A 15,019-nucleotide genomic window follows, 5' to 3' on the forward strand; every position below is an offset into this window, starting at 1 on the left:
GATTCTGGCGTCACGCCCTGTGACGTGATAGGGCATGGACATGACCCCTTCGCGCCGAGCACTGCTGACCGCCGCCGCCCTCGCCGCGACCCTCGGCCGCACGGCCGTGACCCCGGCCCGCGCCGAGGCGGCCGACCCCTACGGCACCCTCCGCGCCCGCTGGCTCGGCATCGCCCTGGGGACGGGATACGACCCGGCCGCGGAGCCGTACGCCGGGCGGCTCGCCGAGACCGGCACGCTGGCCCGCGGCTTCCAGCAGACGATGGCCCCCACCCCGACGTCCCTGTGGCCCGGCCAGTCCTTCGACCCGCCCGGCGGGATCACCCGGAGCTACAGCCGTCTGTGGACCATGGCCCAGGCCTACGTCCAGCCCGGCACCGGGGCCACCGCCGACCCCGCCCTGCTCGCCGACGTCCTGCGCGGACTCGACCACCTCTCCGCCACCGTCTACCACCCCGGCACCACCCCCTACGGCAACTGGTGGGAGTGGCAGATCGGCAGCCCCCGCCTGCTCATGGACATCACGGCCGCCCTGTACGAGCAGCTCGGCCAGGCCCGGATCGACGCCGCCTGCGCCGCCGTCGACCACTTCATCCCCGAGACCCTGCTCACCGACTACTCCGGCACCTCCACCGGCGCCAACCGCGTGGACCTCTGCCGCAGCGTCGCCCTGCGCGGCGTCCTCGGCCGCGCCCCGGACCGGATCGCGCTCGCCCGGGACGCCCTCTCCCCGGTCTTCCCGTACGTCACGTCCGGCGACGGCCTCCACGCCGACGGGTCCTTCGTGCAGCACACCTGGGTCGCCTACTCCGGCACCTACGGCCAGGTCCTCCTCGACGGCCTCGGACGCCTCTTCGCCCTGCTCGCCGGCTCCGACTGGGAGGTCACCGACCCGAACCGGCGGATCGTCCTCGACAGTGTCGAGCGCGCCTACGCCCCGCTGATCCACGACGGACTGGTGATGGACAGCGTCAACGGGCGTGCCATCAGCCGGGGGTATCTGAGGAACGACGACCGGCGGGTCATGCGGAGCGACCACTACCACGGGCACGCCCTCATCGCCGCTATCGCCCTCCTCGCGGGCGGCGCGAGCGAGGCCGAGCGCGACCGCTGGCACGGGCTCGTCAAGGGGTGGATCCAACGGGACACCGCGACACCGGTGCTGACGTCACGTCAGTTCGGGGTCGCCGACCTCGCGCGTCTGCACGCCGTGGCGGAGTCGCCGGTCCCGGCGGCCGACGAGCCCGTCGGGCACCATCTCTTCGCCGCCATGGACCGCGCCGTCCACCGCCGCCCGCGCTTCGTCGTGAACATCGCCATGGCCAGCGACCGGATCGCCCACTACGAGTGCGGCAACGGCGAGAACCCGCGCGGCTGGCACACCGGCGCCGGCATGGTCTCCTGGTGGGCCGACGGCCTCGGCGACCAGTACTCCGACTGGTACTGGCCGACCGTCGACTGGTACCGCCTCCCCGGTACGACCGTCTCCACCCGCCGTCTCCCCGACCGCGCCGGCGGCGAATGGGGCGAGGCCCGGCCCGGGGCGCGGTGGGTCGGCGGCACGACGGACGGTGAGTACGCGGCCATCGGCCAGGATCTGGAGGGGCTGGGATCGACGCTCCGGGCCCGCAAGGCGTGGTTCTGCCTCGACGACGCCGTGGTCTGCCTCGGCGCCGGAATCACCTGCTCCGACGGCGTCCCCGTCGAGACCGTCGTCGACAACCGCAACCTGGGGGAGGGCGGCACCCAGGCCCTCGTGCGCGGCCCCGGCTGGGCCCATCTGGAGGGCCACGGCGGCTGGATCGTGCCGTACGGACGGCTGCGCACCCTGCGCGAGGACCGCGGCGGCGCCTGGGCCGACATCAACACCACCAGCACCACCGAGCGCCGCACCCGTCGCTGGCAGACCCTCTGGCTCGACCACGGCACCGACCCGCGCGACGCCACCTACCGCTATGTGCTGATGCCGGGCGCGAGCCGCCGGCAGGTCGCCGCGCGGGCGGCCGACCGCCGTTGGCTGTCCGTCCTCGCCAATGTCGGCGACCGCCAGGCCGTCCACGTCCCCTCCCTCGGCGTCACGGCGGCCGTCTTCTGGGAGCCCGGCACCGCGGGCCCCCTCACCGCCGGCGCCGGAGCGAGCGTGCTGGTCCGGCGCCGCGGCCGTACCGCTACCCTCTGCGTGAGCGAACCACCCCGGACGGGCGAACCCCTGGAGATCGTCTGGGACCACCCCGTACGACGGGTGGCACAGGCCGACGAGACGGTCGAGATCCTCGCCACCGGGCCCCGGCTCCGGCTCCGCGTCACTCCGGGGACGGATTGCCGCACCCACCGATGTGAGGTGGTTCTCCTCTGACGGGTTTGTGCGACTCCCACAAGGCACATGCCCTCTGAGCAGTCGGAAAGGCTGCATGCCGCCTTGGTTCTGTTCAGTGCTACCAGGAAAACGCTCCGGAGACTGTGAGGAGTCGACGGCTCGCATTGCGCCGGGTCCTTCGTAAGGTCACTACATGACCGTTTTGGATGAGGCACCGGGTGAGCCGATCGACGCCCGTGGACGGACCGCCGAGCTGCACGAGATCCGTGCCCAGGCGCTGGCCGGCCCGAGCGAGAAGGCCACCGCGGCGCAGCACGCCAAGGGGAAGCTGACCGCCCGGGAGCGCATCGAGCTGCTCCTGGACCCCGGCACCTTCCGTGAGGTCGAGCAGCTGCGCCGGCACCGGGCCCAGGGCTTCGGCCTGGAGGCCAAGAAGCCGTACACCGACGGTGTCATCACCGGCTGGGGCACGGTCGAGGGCCGCACGGTCTTCGTGTACGCGCACGACTTCCGGATCTTCGGCGGCGCGCTGGGCGAGGCCCACGCCACCAAGATCCACAAGATCATGGACATGGCCATCGCGGCCGGTGCCCCGCTGGTCTCCCTGAACGACGGCGCCGGCGCCCGTATCCAGGAGGGCGTCTCCGCCCTCGCCGGCTACGGCGGCATCTTCCAGCGCAACACCAAGGCGTCCGGCGTCATCCCGCAGATCAGCGTGATGCTCGGCCCGTGCGCGGGCGGCGCGGCCTACAGCCCCGCCCTCACCGACTTCGTGTTCATGGTCCGTGAGACCTCGCAGATGTTCATCACGGGCCCCGACGTGGTCAAGGCCGTCACCGGCGAGGAGATCACGCAGAACGGCCTGGGCGGCGCCGACGTGCACGCCGAGACCTCCGGCGTCTGCCACTTCGCGTACGACGACGAGGAGACGTGCATCGCCGAGGTGCGCTACCTCCTGTCGATGCTCCCGCAGAACAACCGGGAGAACCCGCCCCGCGTGGAGCCGTCCGACGCCGCGGACCGCCGCAGCGAGGCGCTGCTCGACCTGGTGCCGGCCGACGGTAACCGGCCGTACGACATGGCCAAGGTCATCGAGGAGATCGTCGACGACGGCGAGTACCTGGAGGTCCACGAGCGCTGGGCGCGCAACATCATCTGCGCGCTGGCCCGGCTCGACGGCCAGGTCGTCGGCATCGTCGCCAACCAGCCCCAGTCGCTGGCTGGCGTGCTCGACATCGAGGCGTCCGAGAAGGCCGCCCGCTTCGTGCAGATGTGCGACGCCTTCAACATCCCGATCGTCACCTTCCTGGACGTCCCCGGCTTCCTCCCGGGCGTCGACCAGGAGCACGGCGGCATCATCCGCCACGGCGCCAAGCTGCTGTACGCCTACTGCAACGCGACCGTGCCCCGGATCTCCCTGATCCTGCGCAAGGCGTACGGCGGCGCGTACATCGTCATGGACAGCCAGTCCATCGGCGCCGACCTCACCTACGCCTGGCCGACCAACGAGATCGCCGTGATGGGCGCCGAGGGCGCCGCCAACGTCATCTTCCGGCGCCAGATCGCCGAGGCCGAGGACCCCGAGGCCATGCGGGCCCGCATGGTCAAGGAGTACAAGTCCGAGCTGATGCACCCCTACTACGCGGCCGAGCGAGGCCTGGTCGACGACGTGATCGACCCCTCCGAGACCCGGGAGGTCCTCGTCCGCTCCCTGGCGATGCTGCAGTCCAAGCACGCCGACCTGCCGTCCCGCAAGCACGGCAACCCTCCGCAGTAACCCACCGGTATCCGTGCGGAAACCTCATCCATGGAGACTGAACCCATGAACGTCCCTGACATCCGCGTCGAGAAGGGTCACGCCGACCCCGAGGAAGTCGCCGCCATCACGGCGATCCTCCTCGCCCGCGCCGCCGCCCGGCCCACCGAGGCGCCGGCCCACCGGGGTCGCGCCAAGGCCGGCTGGCGCCGCCTGGAGCGCGAGGGCGGCTTCCGCGCCCCGCACAGCTGGCGCTGAGCCCGCAGAACGCAGCGAGGGCCCCTCTCCGTACGGAGAGGGGCCCTTCGTCGTGCCTGAGCGGCCCACAGAGCGCCTGAGACGCCGGAAGGCTGCCTGCGGACGGAATCGACCGTCCGAGGCAGCCCAGTGGCCGCAGAAGCCGTCCGCCTACCGCAGCCGCGCCATCAGCGCGTGCTCGACGAGCGTGATCAGCGCCGACTTGGCGTCCGCGCGGTGGCGGGCGTCCGTCGTGATGATCGGGGTGTCCGGGCCGATCTGCAGCGCCTCGCGCACCTCGTCCGGGTTGTACGGCTGGTTGCCGTCGAAGCCGTTCAGCGCGATGACGAAGGGCAGCCCGCTGTTCTCGAAGTAGTCGACCGCGGGGAAGCAGTCGGCGAGCCGGCGGGTGTCCACCAGCACGATCGCGCCGATGGCGCCGCGCACCAGGTCGTCCCACATGAACCAGAAGCGGTCCTGGCCGGGCGTACCGAAGAGGTACAGGATCAGGTCCTGGTCCAGGGTGATACGGCCGAAGTCCATGGCGACCGTCGTGGTCGTCTTGTCCCCGGTGTGGGTGAGGTCGTCGATGCCGGCCGAAGCGGACGTCATGACGGCCTCTGTGCGCAGCGGGTTGATCTCCGAGACGGCACCCACGAACGTGGTCTTGCCCACGCCGAAGCCGCCAGCCACCACGATCTTCGCGGACGTGGTGGAGCGGGAAGGCCCTCCGCTAGAGCTTGCGAAGTCCACTGAGCACCCTTTCGAGCAGTGTCACGTCTGGCTGGCCGCCGGCGTTCTCGTCGCCGCCGGGCTGATGGATCGCGACCAGTCCTGCTTCCGCCAAGTCGGCGACGAGGATCCTGGCCACGCCGAGGGGGATCGTGAGGAGGGCCGAGACCTCGGCCACCGATTTGATCTCTCGGCAGAGGTTGCAGATCCGCTGATGCTCGGGCAGCTGGCCCTGCATCTGGTGCGGCTGCGCGGTGGTGTGCACCAGCGCCTCGATGGCGAGCTGGTAGCGCGGGCGGGTCCGGCCGCCGGTCATGGCGTACGGACGCACCAGCGGGTTGTTCGACGCCCCGGCGGGCGTCGGCTCAGGGGCGCGTCGCTGCGGCTGCACCGGCTGGATGCGCGGCGCCGGCGGCTGGTCGTACGGCGAGGGTCCGGGACCCTGCGGGGCGTACGGCTGCCGCTGGTTCGGCTGGGAGGGGAAGTACCGGTTCTGGGAACCGTCGTTCTGACCCTGGGCAGGGCCGTACGACCAGTTGCCCGATGACGAACCGTCTGGGGGTGTTGCCACTTTCTCTCCTCCTCCGACTGTGCCTGGCACCCATCATGTGGAGCCGCGTCCCGAAACCTTACGGCCCCGGGACGCCAAAACGCACCGCTGTCCGTTCAGTTGAGCAGGCTCCCCTGGAGTTCCGCCCGCAGATCCGGCGTCAGGACCGTACCGGCACGGTCGACCAGAAGGGCCATCTCGTACCCGATGAGGCCGATGTCCGCCTCGGGATGTGCGAGGACCGCGAGGGACGAACCGTCGGAGATGGACATGATGAAGAGGAATCCCCGCTCCATCTCCACAACCGTCTGGTTCACGCTGCCGCCCTCGAAGATGCGGGAGGCGCCTGCCGTCAGTGACGTCAGACCGGAGGCGACGGCCGCGAGCTGGTCGGCGCGGTCGCGCGGAAAGCCTTCGGACATCGCCAGAAGGAGTCCGTCGGCGGAGACCACCACCGTGTGGGACACCCCGGGGGTGTTGTCCACGAAGTTGGTGATCAACCAGTTCAGGTTCTGTGCCGCCTGGCTCATCGGGCTCACACTAACGCTCCTGGTTGTAGGTGCTGTCAGGACCGAAGCCCTGGCCGTTCGTTTCACTTCCCGCGCTGCGACCCCGCTGGACACCGCGGCGCAGGTTGCTCAGCCTGCCCCGGACGTCCTCGGGAGCACGGGAGACCTGTGGGCCCCCCTGGGGGGTGGATTCGGCGGCTCCCTGGACCAGGTTGGCCTTCGGGACCCGCCGCGGCAGGCCGGAGGAGGTGACTCCGCCCGCCTTGGGCTTCCGGAGCGCCGAGGCCTGCTGCCAGCGCTCGTCGTTCTGCGAACGCCAGCCGTTGTCGCCGTTGCTCTCCGGCGTGGGAGCCGGTGCCGGTGCTTCCTGCCGCACGGAACGCGTGCCGTTGGCGCCGCCCGCGGCGGCGCCGCGACGCGGAAGCCCGGCGTCGGTCATGGCGTGGGGCGCGGAATGGGCCGGTCCCGGACGGTCGAAGCCTACGCTGTCGGACTCGGTGACGTCACCGGCCTGCGAGGATTCCGCTTCCGGAGCGTACTGGTCACGGTAGCCGTCGCGGTAGTTGTTCTGCTGCGGCCAGTCGTCCTGGTGGCGTCGCTGGTCGAAGGCCGTGAAGCCGTCCTGGGCGGAGGCGTTGCGCGCCGCCGGCTCCTCGGCCGCGGGCTCCGCATAGCCGGAGTCCTGGTAGCCGCCGTTGGACGAGAAGGTGTCGTCGCGGGGCAGGCCGCCGTTCGGCGCGTAGTAGGTGTCGTCGTACGACGCCTGCTGGGGCTCCTCGTAGGCGGCGCGCTGCTGCTCGCCGTACGCCTGCTGCTGCTCCTCGTAGGAGTGCTGCCGCTGCTCGTCGTACGCCTGCTGCTGGTCGTAGCCGTCCTGGCGGCCGGCGTAGCCGTTGCGGTCGTCGTAGGCGGGCTGGCCGAACTCGTCGTAGGCGGGCGCCTCGGAGCCGTCCTGGCCCTGCGACTGGGCCTCCAGGGCCGCCCGGCGCTCCTCGCGCATCAGGGAGCGGCCGACCGGGTCCAGGTCGCGGATGTCGTCCGGGACCTCGGTGTAGGCGCTGTCGTCGAAGCCGAGCTCCGCCGCCGTACGCATCGGCTGGCCGAAGTTCTCGCCGCCCTGGAACTGCTGCTCCGGGATGATCTGCGAGACGGTGAACTCGTCCTGCAGCGGCTGCTGTTCGCCGCCGCCGCCACCGTGGGTGATGGCGTCCGGGAGCATGACCAGCGACGTGGTGCCGGCCTGCTCGCCCGAGGGGCGCAGCTGGACCCGGATGCCGTGCCGGTCGGACAGCCGGCCGACCACGAACAGGCCCATGCGCTGGGATATCGCCGCGTCGACGGTGGGCGGGTTGGCCAGCTTGTGGTTGATGTCCGCGAAGTCCTCGGCGGTGAGGCCGATGCCCTTGTCGTGGATCTCGATCATCACGCGGCCGTCGGGGAGACGGGTCGCGGTGACACGCACCTTGGTCTGCGGCGAGGAGAACGTGGTCGCGTTCTCCAGCAGCTCGGCGAGCAGGTGCACGAGGTCGGTGACCGCGCGGCCGTGGATCTCGGCCTCCGGGACGCCGGACAGCTCGATGCGCTCGTACTGCTCCACCTCGGAGGAGGCGGCGCGCAGCACGTCGACCAGCGGGACCGGCTGGTCCCAGCGGCGGCCGGGCTCCTCGCCGGCGAGGACCAGGAGGTTCTCGCCGTTGCGGCGCATGCGGGTCGCGAGGTGGTCCAGCTTGAAGAGGTTCTCCAGCTGGTCCGGGTCGGCCTCGTTGTTCTCCAGGTCGGTGATCAGCGTCAGCTGGCCCTCGATCAGCGACTGGTTGCGGCGCGACAGGTTGGTGAAGATCGCGTTGATGTTGCCCCGCAGCAGGGCCTGCTCGGCGGCGAGCCGGACGGCCTCGCGGTGGACCTGGTCGAAGGCGCGGGCGACTTCGCCGATCTCGTCGCGGGTGGTGATCGGGATGGGCGCGACCCGCGTGTCGACCCGGCCGGGGTCGGTGCGCGAGAGCTGGTCGACCAGCATCGGCAGGCGCTGCTCGGCGATGCCGAAGGCGGCGTTGCGCAGCTGGCGCATCGCGCGGGACATCTGCCGGGCGACCGCGCCGGCCAGGATGAACGCGAGGAGCAGGGCGACCACGACGGCCGCACCGGTGATGAGGGCGTCGGTCTTGGCGTCGTCGGAGACGCTCGCGGCCTCGTCCACGGCCTTGCTCACGAGGTCGGTCTCGATCTCGCGGTAGCCCTCGAACTTCGCGGTGGAGGCGCCCAGCCAGGCCTTGGGCGTGACGCCCTTGGCGGCGAGCTGCTCCGGCGTGAAGGTGCCCGCGGCGACGCCCTGGAGCATGGCGTCGGCGGCCGGCATGGCGGTGTAGGCGCCGCCCTGCGTGGAGCTGCTGTCACCGGCGTCGACCGCCGGGCCCTTGTCGCCGATCTTCTTACGCTGCTCGGCCATGATCTGGTCGAGCTGGTCGACGTCGTCCTGGGTGGCGCCCGAGACGAACTCGTTGATCGCGATGCCCTCGAGGTAGCGGTATGACACGAGGGAGACGCCCTGCTGGCGGACGATCGCCGGCTTGGTGCTCGGCCGGATCAGCATGTGCACGCCGATCGAGCGCTGGAGCGAGACGGCTGCCTTGGCGAGCGAGACTGCGTAGACGGTGCGGCCGTAGGAGGTGATGTTGCCGGTGCCCAGGCTGAGCTCGTTGGCGAACTCCATCAGGGAGTGCTGGACGGCGACGTAGCCCTCTTCGGTCTTCACCGGGTCCATCGCCTTGGTGTAGGCGGCCTGGCGCAGGGGCGCCAGCTTGGTCTCGTTGGACCGGAAGAGCTGCATACGGCGGTCGAGCGCGGCCGTGTGCGGCAGGTTCTCCGCGGCCTCGTCGAACTTCTTCTTGGCGCCGTCGGTCGCCGAGCGCAGCTGCGTCACGGTGTCCGTGGCGCCCTTGCCCTGGAGCAGGTCGGCCGCGGTGAGGTCGCGTTCGTCCAGCAGGGCGTTGCCGTACTCGGCGGCGGCGCGCACGAGGAGGGCGACGTTCTCGGCGTCCTCGGCCTCCTGCCAGGTGTCGATCGAGCTCTTGACCTGGAAGCCGCCCATGACGAGGCCGACTATCACGGGTATGAGCAGGATCGCGTTCAGCCGCGTCGGTACGCGCCAGTTGCGCGGCGAGAAACGACCGCCGCTCGAGGCCGGCGCGGCCGTGGGCTCGGATCCGGGCACAGGGGCGGGCGCCGCTCCGCGCGGCGGCGGGGTGAAGTTGCCCCGGGCCGACGGCTCGGGACTGTTCTTGCTTCGCCTCACTCGACCAACAACCTTCCGGCGGGGTCGGCACCTAGGTCGTGCCGCTGTGTCTCAGAGCCCATCGCCTTGGAGTACGCATTACCGATCAGTACGTCTTCGGCCAGTGGGCAGTTCTGGCATTCCAGCACGTGGGCCCGCGCTCCTCCAAACAGTGGAAGAGGAGGATTCCGTGCGATGTAAGTCCCAGATAAAACGGTCATAAAGAACGAGCCCCGTCAAAAGACGGGGCCTTTGTGCGCGCAGCGAGACGGGTCGACCGCGACGAGTTGCCGTACCACCCGATTCCTCTGCCGAAACGTTATGAACAGCGGAGCCGACCGTGTCAAAGGCCACAGTCGGCTCCGGGACATCTACGACAACTGCCGTACGCGCCCGCTGATTTGCGCTACCGCAGCCGTGCCATGAGGGCGTGCTCCACCAGCGTGATCAGCGCACTCTTGGCATCGGCGCGGTGCCGGGCGTCCGTCGTGATGATCGGCGCGTCCGGTCCGATCTGCAACGCCTCGCGCACCTCGTCCGGTGTGTACGGCTGGTGTCCGTCGAAACCGTTGAGGGCGATGACGAACGGAAGCCCGCTGTTCTCGAAGTAGTCGACCGCGGGGAAGCAGTCGGCGAGCCGGCGGGTGTCCACCAGCACGACGGCGCCGATGGCACCGCGCACCAGGTCGTCCCACATGAACCAGAAACGGTCCTGACCCGGCGTACCGAAGAGGTACAGGATCAGGTCCTGGTCCAGGGTTATGCGTCCGAAGTCCATGGCCACCGTGGTGGTGGTCTTGTCCCCGGTGTGCGTGAGGTCGTCGATCCCCGCGCTCGCGGAGGTCATGACGGCCTCCGTGCGCAGCGGGTTGATCTCCGAGACGGCACCCACGAACGTGGTCTTGCCCACGCCGAAGCCACCCGCCACCACGATCTTCGCGGAGGTGGTCGCCCGGCTTGGTTCAGAGCTTGCGAAGTCCACTGAGCACCCTTTCGAGCAGCGTCACGTCCGGTGCGCCACCGTTGTTCTCGTCGCCACCCGGCTGGTGGATGGCGACCAGGCCCGCCTCTGCGAGGTCGGCCACGAGGATCCTGGCCACGCCCAGCGGCATGGACAGAAGCGCGGAGACCTCGGCGACCGACTTCACCTCACGGCACAGGTGGCAGATGCGCTGGTGCTCCGGGAGGAGCCCCATCAGGGCCGCCGGGTCGGCCGTGGTGCTGATCAGGGCCTCGATGGCCAACTGGTAGCGCGGCCGGGTCCGGCCGCCGGTCATCGCGTACGGACGTACCAGCGGCTGGTCGCCCTCATCCTCGTACGGCTCCGCGTACGGATCATGAGAGGCGGTGGGCGGGGTCATGAATCCTCCGGGCTGGGACACAAGTCGGTCGGTCAAGCCGTCGGGTGAGGGGCCAGTGGGGGGATTGTGGCGGCCGGACGGTGATTTGGTGAGACGGGTGGATCCGGGAGATGTCAGTGGAGCAGACTGCCTTGGAGTTCGGCGCGCAGGTCCGGGGTGAGGACCGCGCCCGCACGGTCGACCAGGAGTGCCATCTCGTACCCGACGAGGCCGATGTCCGCCTCGGGGTGCGCCAGGACGGCTAGGGACGACCCGTCCGAGATGGACATGAGGAAGAGGAACCCCCGCTCCATCTCCACCACGGTCTGTGCGACGTCGCCGCCCTCGAAGATCCGGCTGGCACCTGCCGTCAGCGAGGTGAGACCCGACGCGACGGCCGCCAGCTGGTCGGCACGGTCGCGAGGGAAGCCCTCCGACATGGCCAGCAGAAGGCCGTCGGCGGACACGACGACGGTGTGGGACACCCCAGGGGTGTTGTCCACGAAGTTGGTGATCAACCAGTTGAGGTTCTGTGCCGCTTGGCTCATCTGGCTCAACTAACGCTCCTGCTGGTGAGTGGGGCTCGGGAAGCTGCCGGTCTGGCCGCTGCCGGCCTGACGGCCCTGAGCGATGCCCCGACGAAGATTGGTCAGCCGGCCGCGTACGTCATCGGGCGCACGCGAGACCTGCGGACCGCTTTGGTGCTGTTGCTGCTGAGCCGTGCCCGGGACGAGGTTCGCCTTGGGCACCCGGCGCGGCAGGCCGGAGGTGGTTACTCCGCCCGCGGCGGGCTGCCTGACGCGTTCAGCCTGCCGGACGAGGTCGTCGTTCGGTGAGCTGCGCCAGGCGGTCGACGCGGAGCGCTGGGGGGCGGACGACGGCTGGGGCCGCTCCGCGGGGGCCGGCCGCTCCTGCTGCTGCGGAGCGGCGGCCGGGGTGTCGGTGCTCTGGCGTCCCTGCGGTCCGCCGTGGAACCAGTTGGTCTCCAGCGTGTCGTACAGCGGGGTACGACCGTCGCCGGGACCGGTCGCCGGCGGCAGGGCCTCGGGCTCCTGACGCGCGGGCCGCTGCTGCGGACGCTGCGGGACGGGGGGCTGCTGCCCGGCGCCGTAGCCGGTGTTGCCGCCGTACGACCCGTTGCCGTTGACCTGGGGACGCTCGAACTGGCCCGTGGACTCGGGGCCCGGGCGGCCCGGCAAGGAGTGCCGGCCCGTCGAGCCGCCGTCGTACGCCTGGGGCGCGGGGAACTGGCCCGTCTGGGAGCCGTTGTTCTGGCCCGAGCCGTTGGTGCCGTAGACGTCCGGGCGGACGAACTGGCCGGTGTCGTGCTGTGCGTTGGCGTTGGGGCGGGCGAACTGACCCGTGTTCTGCGGGTCGTATCCGCCGGGGGCCGCGGCGTCGAAGTCCGGGCGGGCGAACTCCGAGGTGGAGGCCGGGCCCTGCCGGTCGTCGATCCGCGGCATCCGCGAGGTCTGCTGCGCCGGGTCCTCGTCGTGGCCGCGCGGGGCGTCGAGGGAGGCGCGCGGCACGGGCGGCTGCGCGTTCTCGTCGCTCCAGCTGGGACGCGAGGGCTGGTTTCCGCCGGGCAGCTCGGCCCGTGCGCCGCCGCGCGGCGGCAGCTGCGGCCGGCGGCCACGGCGGGGGCCCTGCTCGCCTGCGGCGGGCGGAGCCGGCGGAGGCGTCGGGGCGCTCTGCCGGGACTGGTCGCGGCCGGGGGCGGTCCCGCGGGAGCCGCCGCCGAACAGGTCCTGACCGGCGCCGTTGCTCTGCATGCCCTGCCCGGCGCCCTGCGAGGGGCCGCCGAAGCCGGCACCGGCCGGAGCCGGCCGGCCCTGCGCGGGAGCACCGGGACCGCCCTGCGGTCCGCGCGGCGCACCCGGGGCACCGCCGTCACGTCCGGGCAGCGCGGCCCGGGGGCCTTGACCGGCACCGAGCCGGCCACCGCCCGGAGCGCCGCCGCTCGGCGAGCCTCCGCCGAAGGCGCCGCCGCCGGACTGCACCTGACGGCGGGCGGCTGCCGCACCGGCCGCGGCCTGCGCGGCGGCGGGACCGCCGGAGGCACCGGGGCCGTTCGGGCCGGGCTTGCCGCCGGCCGGCTTCTTGCCGCCCTGGGCGACGTCGACGGGCAGCATGACCAGCGCGGTCGTACCACCGGAGTCGGACGGGCGCAGCTGGATGCGGATGCCGTGGCGCTGCGACAGACGGCCGACCACGAACAGACCCATGCGGCGGGAGACGGAGACGTCCACGGTGGGCGGCGAGGCGAGCCGCTCGTTGATCGCCGCGAGGTCCTCGGGGGAGAGGCCGATACCGGTGTCGTGGATCTCGATCAGCACACGGCCGTCGGGCAGCGCGTGACCGGTGACCTTGACCTTGGTCTGCGGCGAGGAGAAGGAGGTCGCGTTCTCGAGCAGCTCGGCGAGCAGGTGCACGAGGTCGTTGACCACGCGGCCGGCCACCTCGGTGGTCGGCACGGCGGCCAGCTCGATGCGCTCGTACTGCTCCACCTCCGACGCGGCGGCGCGGAGCACGTCGACCAGCGGGACCGGGCGGGTCCACCGGCGGCCGGGCTCCTCACCCGCGAGGACGAGGAGGTTCTCACCGTTACGGCGCATACGCGTCGCGAGGTGGTCGAGCTTGAAGAGCGAGGACAGCTGGTCCGGGTCGGCCTCGCGGGACTCCAGTTCGGAGATGAGCGAGAGCTGACGCTGGATGAGGCCCTGGGAGCGGCGCGAGAGGTTGGTGAACATCGCGTTGACGTTGCCCCGCAGAAGGGCCTGCTCGGCGGCGAGGCGGACCGCCTCGCGGTGCACGTCGTCGAAGGCCGCGGCCACCTGGCCGATCTCGTCCCGGGAGTGCACACCGACGGACTCGACGGAGGTGTCGACGTCCTGCGGGTCGGACTCGGAGAGCTGCTTGACCAGCTCGGGCAGGCGGTCCTGGGCGACCCGGGTGGCGGTCTCCTCCAGCCGGCGCAGCGAGCGGATCATGGAGCGGGCCACCACGAAGGCGCCGACCAGCGACACACCGAGCACGAGCAGGATCAGCGCACCGGAGATGATCGCTTCGCTCTCCGACTCGTTGCGGAGCTCGCGGGCCTTCTGCTCCATCTCCTCGAGCAGCGTGGTCTCGATGGCGCGCATGCCCTGGATCTTGGTGGTGCTGTCGTCCACCCAGTCCCGGTAGGAGCGCTTGTCCAGCGAGGCGAGGCCGGTGGCCGAGGTCAGGGCGCGGGTGGCGTAGGTGTCACTGGCCTTGATCGTCGGGTTGCCCTCGCCGATGGGCTTCAGCAGCTCGTCGGCGGGCTCGCTGCCGTAGATGCTCTTGAAGGAGCGGAGCTCGGACTTCTGGCTCTCCAGCGCGGAGTCGGCGTAGAGGCGGTCGTTGTCCGAGAGGTCGGCGTCGGCGGTGTTGTTCGCCGGCAGGGCCGCGGCGAGGACCGCGCGCTGGATGGAGGCGTACTCCTTGGCGGAGGAGAACGACGCCAGGGCGCGGGTGCTCTGGATCATGTCCGGGTTGCTGGTCGCCTCGGCCATGTCCTGGGAGAGGTCCAGCAGGTGGGTGATCAGCCGGTGGTAGGCCTCCACGGTCTGCGTGGAGTTGCCCTCGGCCTGGAACGCGGTGCCACGGACCTCGGAGATCGTGCCGAGCTCGCGGATGAGCTGGACGATGTTGTCGCGAACGCCCTTGAGGCTGCCGTCGCGGCTCTGGTCGTCGATCTCCTCGGAGGCGTCGCGGAAGCTCTGCGCGGCGCGGTCCGTCTTGTCGCGGTAGCCCTTGACCGTGTAGTCGGTCGACTTGGCGCCGTGGGCGAGCGGACCGGCGGACTGGTCCCGCTCCTCCTGGAGGGCGTGGGCGAGCTCGGTGGCCCGCTTCGTCATGTCCGTCAGCAGCCGCATGTTCTCCAGCTGCTGGATGTCGTCCATGTTGTCGCTGATGCGCAGGGCGCCCAGCGAGGTGGCCGCGACCACGGGGAGCGTCAGCAGCGCGACGAGGCGTGTGGAGATACGCCAGTTGCGCAGGGCTATTCGCGAGCCCGGGCCGGTCTCGCCCTTGGCCGGCTTCTTCGTCGGAGGCGGGGGAACCGCGGCACCCGGAGACGCCGACACGGCGGGGCGCCCGGAGCGCTCGCCGCTGTCGACCGACGGGGCCGGGCCCTGGGTCTGGGCGTGCTGGGGCGAGGGACCTCGGTCGGTCCCGCCGTGCTCCGGCTCCGCCGAAGCGCTGCCATCCCTCTTGAAACGTCCCTGCACTAGCGTCGCAACCTCTGGACCAGGCGCCCTTCCGCGTGAGCGGTCGGACACGGT

At 71.2% G+C, this 15,019-nt stretch carries 11 protein-coding genes; 3 read left to right on the plus strand and 8 right to left on the minus strand.

Annotated elements, in window-relative coordinates:
- Window positions 1-34 precede the first annotated feature (34 nt).
- From KBY32_RS05670 to KBY32_RS05680, 3 genes are all read left to right on the plus strand, one after another.
- The gene (locus KBY32_RS05670; RefSeq protein WP_308293656.1) at window positions 35-2,356 is read left to right on the plus strand and encodes a polysaccharide lyase 8 family protein; all 2,322 of its coding nucleotides are present in this window, start codon (window positions 35-37) and stop codon (window positions 2,354-2,356) included.
- 154 nt (window positions 2,357-2,510) lie between these two features.
- Entirely contained in the window at window positions 2,511-4,094 is a 1,584-nt protein-coding gene (locus tag KBY32_RS05675) for an acyl-CoA carboxylase subunit beta (protein WP_055624293.1), read from the plus strand.
- Between the two features lie 45 nt (window positions 4,095-4,139).
- Window positions 4,140-4,331, plus strand: a complete 192-nt coding sequence (locus KBY32_RS05680; RefSeq protein ID WP_055624292.1) for an acyl-CoA carboxylase subunit epsilon — start codon at window positions 4,140-4,142, stop codon at window positions 4,329-4,331.
- A gap of 150 nt (window positions 4,332-4,481) precedes the next feature.
- On the opposite strand, the gene KBY32_RS05685 is transcribed toward KBY32_RS05680, so the two are convergent.
- The 8 genes from KBY32_RS05685 to KBY32_RS05720 all read right to left on the minus strand — a co-directional run bounded on the left by KBY32_RS05685 (window position 4,482) and on the right by KBY32_RS05720 (window position 14,965).
- Entirely contained in the window at window positions 4,482-5,063 is a 582-nt protein-coding gene (locus KBY32_RS05685) for an ATP/GTP-binding protein (RefSeq protein ID WP_026248371.1), read from the minus strand.
- A complete protein-coding gene (locus KBY32_RS05690; protein WP_062666611.1) occupies window positions 5,044-5,613 on the minus strand; it encodes a DUF742 domain-containing protein in 570 nt (189 codons plus the stop codon). Before KBY32_RS05690 ends, KBY32_RS05685 begins: the two co-directional genes overlap by 20 nt.
- A 95-nt stretch (window positions 5,614-5,708) precedes the next feature.
- The gene (locus KBY32_RS05695; protein WP_004983065.1) at window positions 5,709-6,122 is read right to left on the minus strand and encodes a roadblock/LC7 domain-containing protein; all 414 of its coding nucleotides are present in this window, start codon (window positions 6,120-6,122) and stop codon (window positions 5,709-5,711) included.
- A gap of 10 nt (window positions 6,123-6,132) precedes the next feature.
- A complete protein-coding gene (locus KBY32_RS05700) occupies window positions 6,133-9,393 on the minus strand; it encodes a nitrate- and nitrite sensing domain-containing protein (RefSeq protein WP_210979087.1) in 3,261 nt (1,086 codons plus the stop codon).
- Window positions 9,394-9,778: 385 nt separating this feature from the next.
- Window positions 9,779-10,354: an ATP/GTP-binding protein gene (locus KBY32_RS05705; protein ID WP_055624289.1), complete on the minus strand. Its 576-nt coding sequence runs from the start codon at window positions 10,352-10,354 to the stop codon at window positions 9,779-9,781.
- Window positions 10,335-10,733, minus strand: a complete 399-nt coding sequence (locus KBY32_RS05710) for a DUF742 domain-containing protein (RefSeq protein ID WP_003997626.1) — start codon at window positions 10,731-10,733, stop codon at window positions 10,335-10,337. Before KBY32_RS05710 ends, KBY32_RS05705 begins: the two co-directional genes overlap by 20 nt.
- Before the next feature lie 113 nt (window positions 10,734-10,846).
- Window positions 10,847-11,260: a roadblock/LC7 domain-containing protein gene (locus tag KBY32_RS05715; RefSeq protein WP_055624380.1), complete on the minus strand. Its 414-nt coding sequence runs from the start codon at window positions 11,258-11,260 to the stop codon at window positions 10,847-10,849.
- Between the two features lie 9 nt (window positions 11,261-11,269).
- Window positions 11,270-14,965, minus strand: coding sequence for a nitrate- and nitrite sensing domain-containing protein (locus tag KBY32_RS05720; protein WP_210979088.1), 3,696 nt, complete (start codon window positions 14,963-14,965; stop codon window positions 11,270-11,272).
- Window positions 14,966-15,019 lie beyond the last annotated feature (54 nt).

The sequence above is a fragment of the Streptomyces sp. RK62 genome (genome assembly GCF_018070255.1).
In the GTDB taxonomy this organism is placed as follows: Bacteria; Actinomycetota; Actinomycetes; order Streptomycetales; family Streptomycetaceae; genus Streptomyces; species Streptomyces nigra.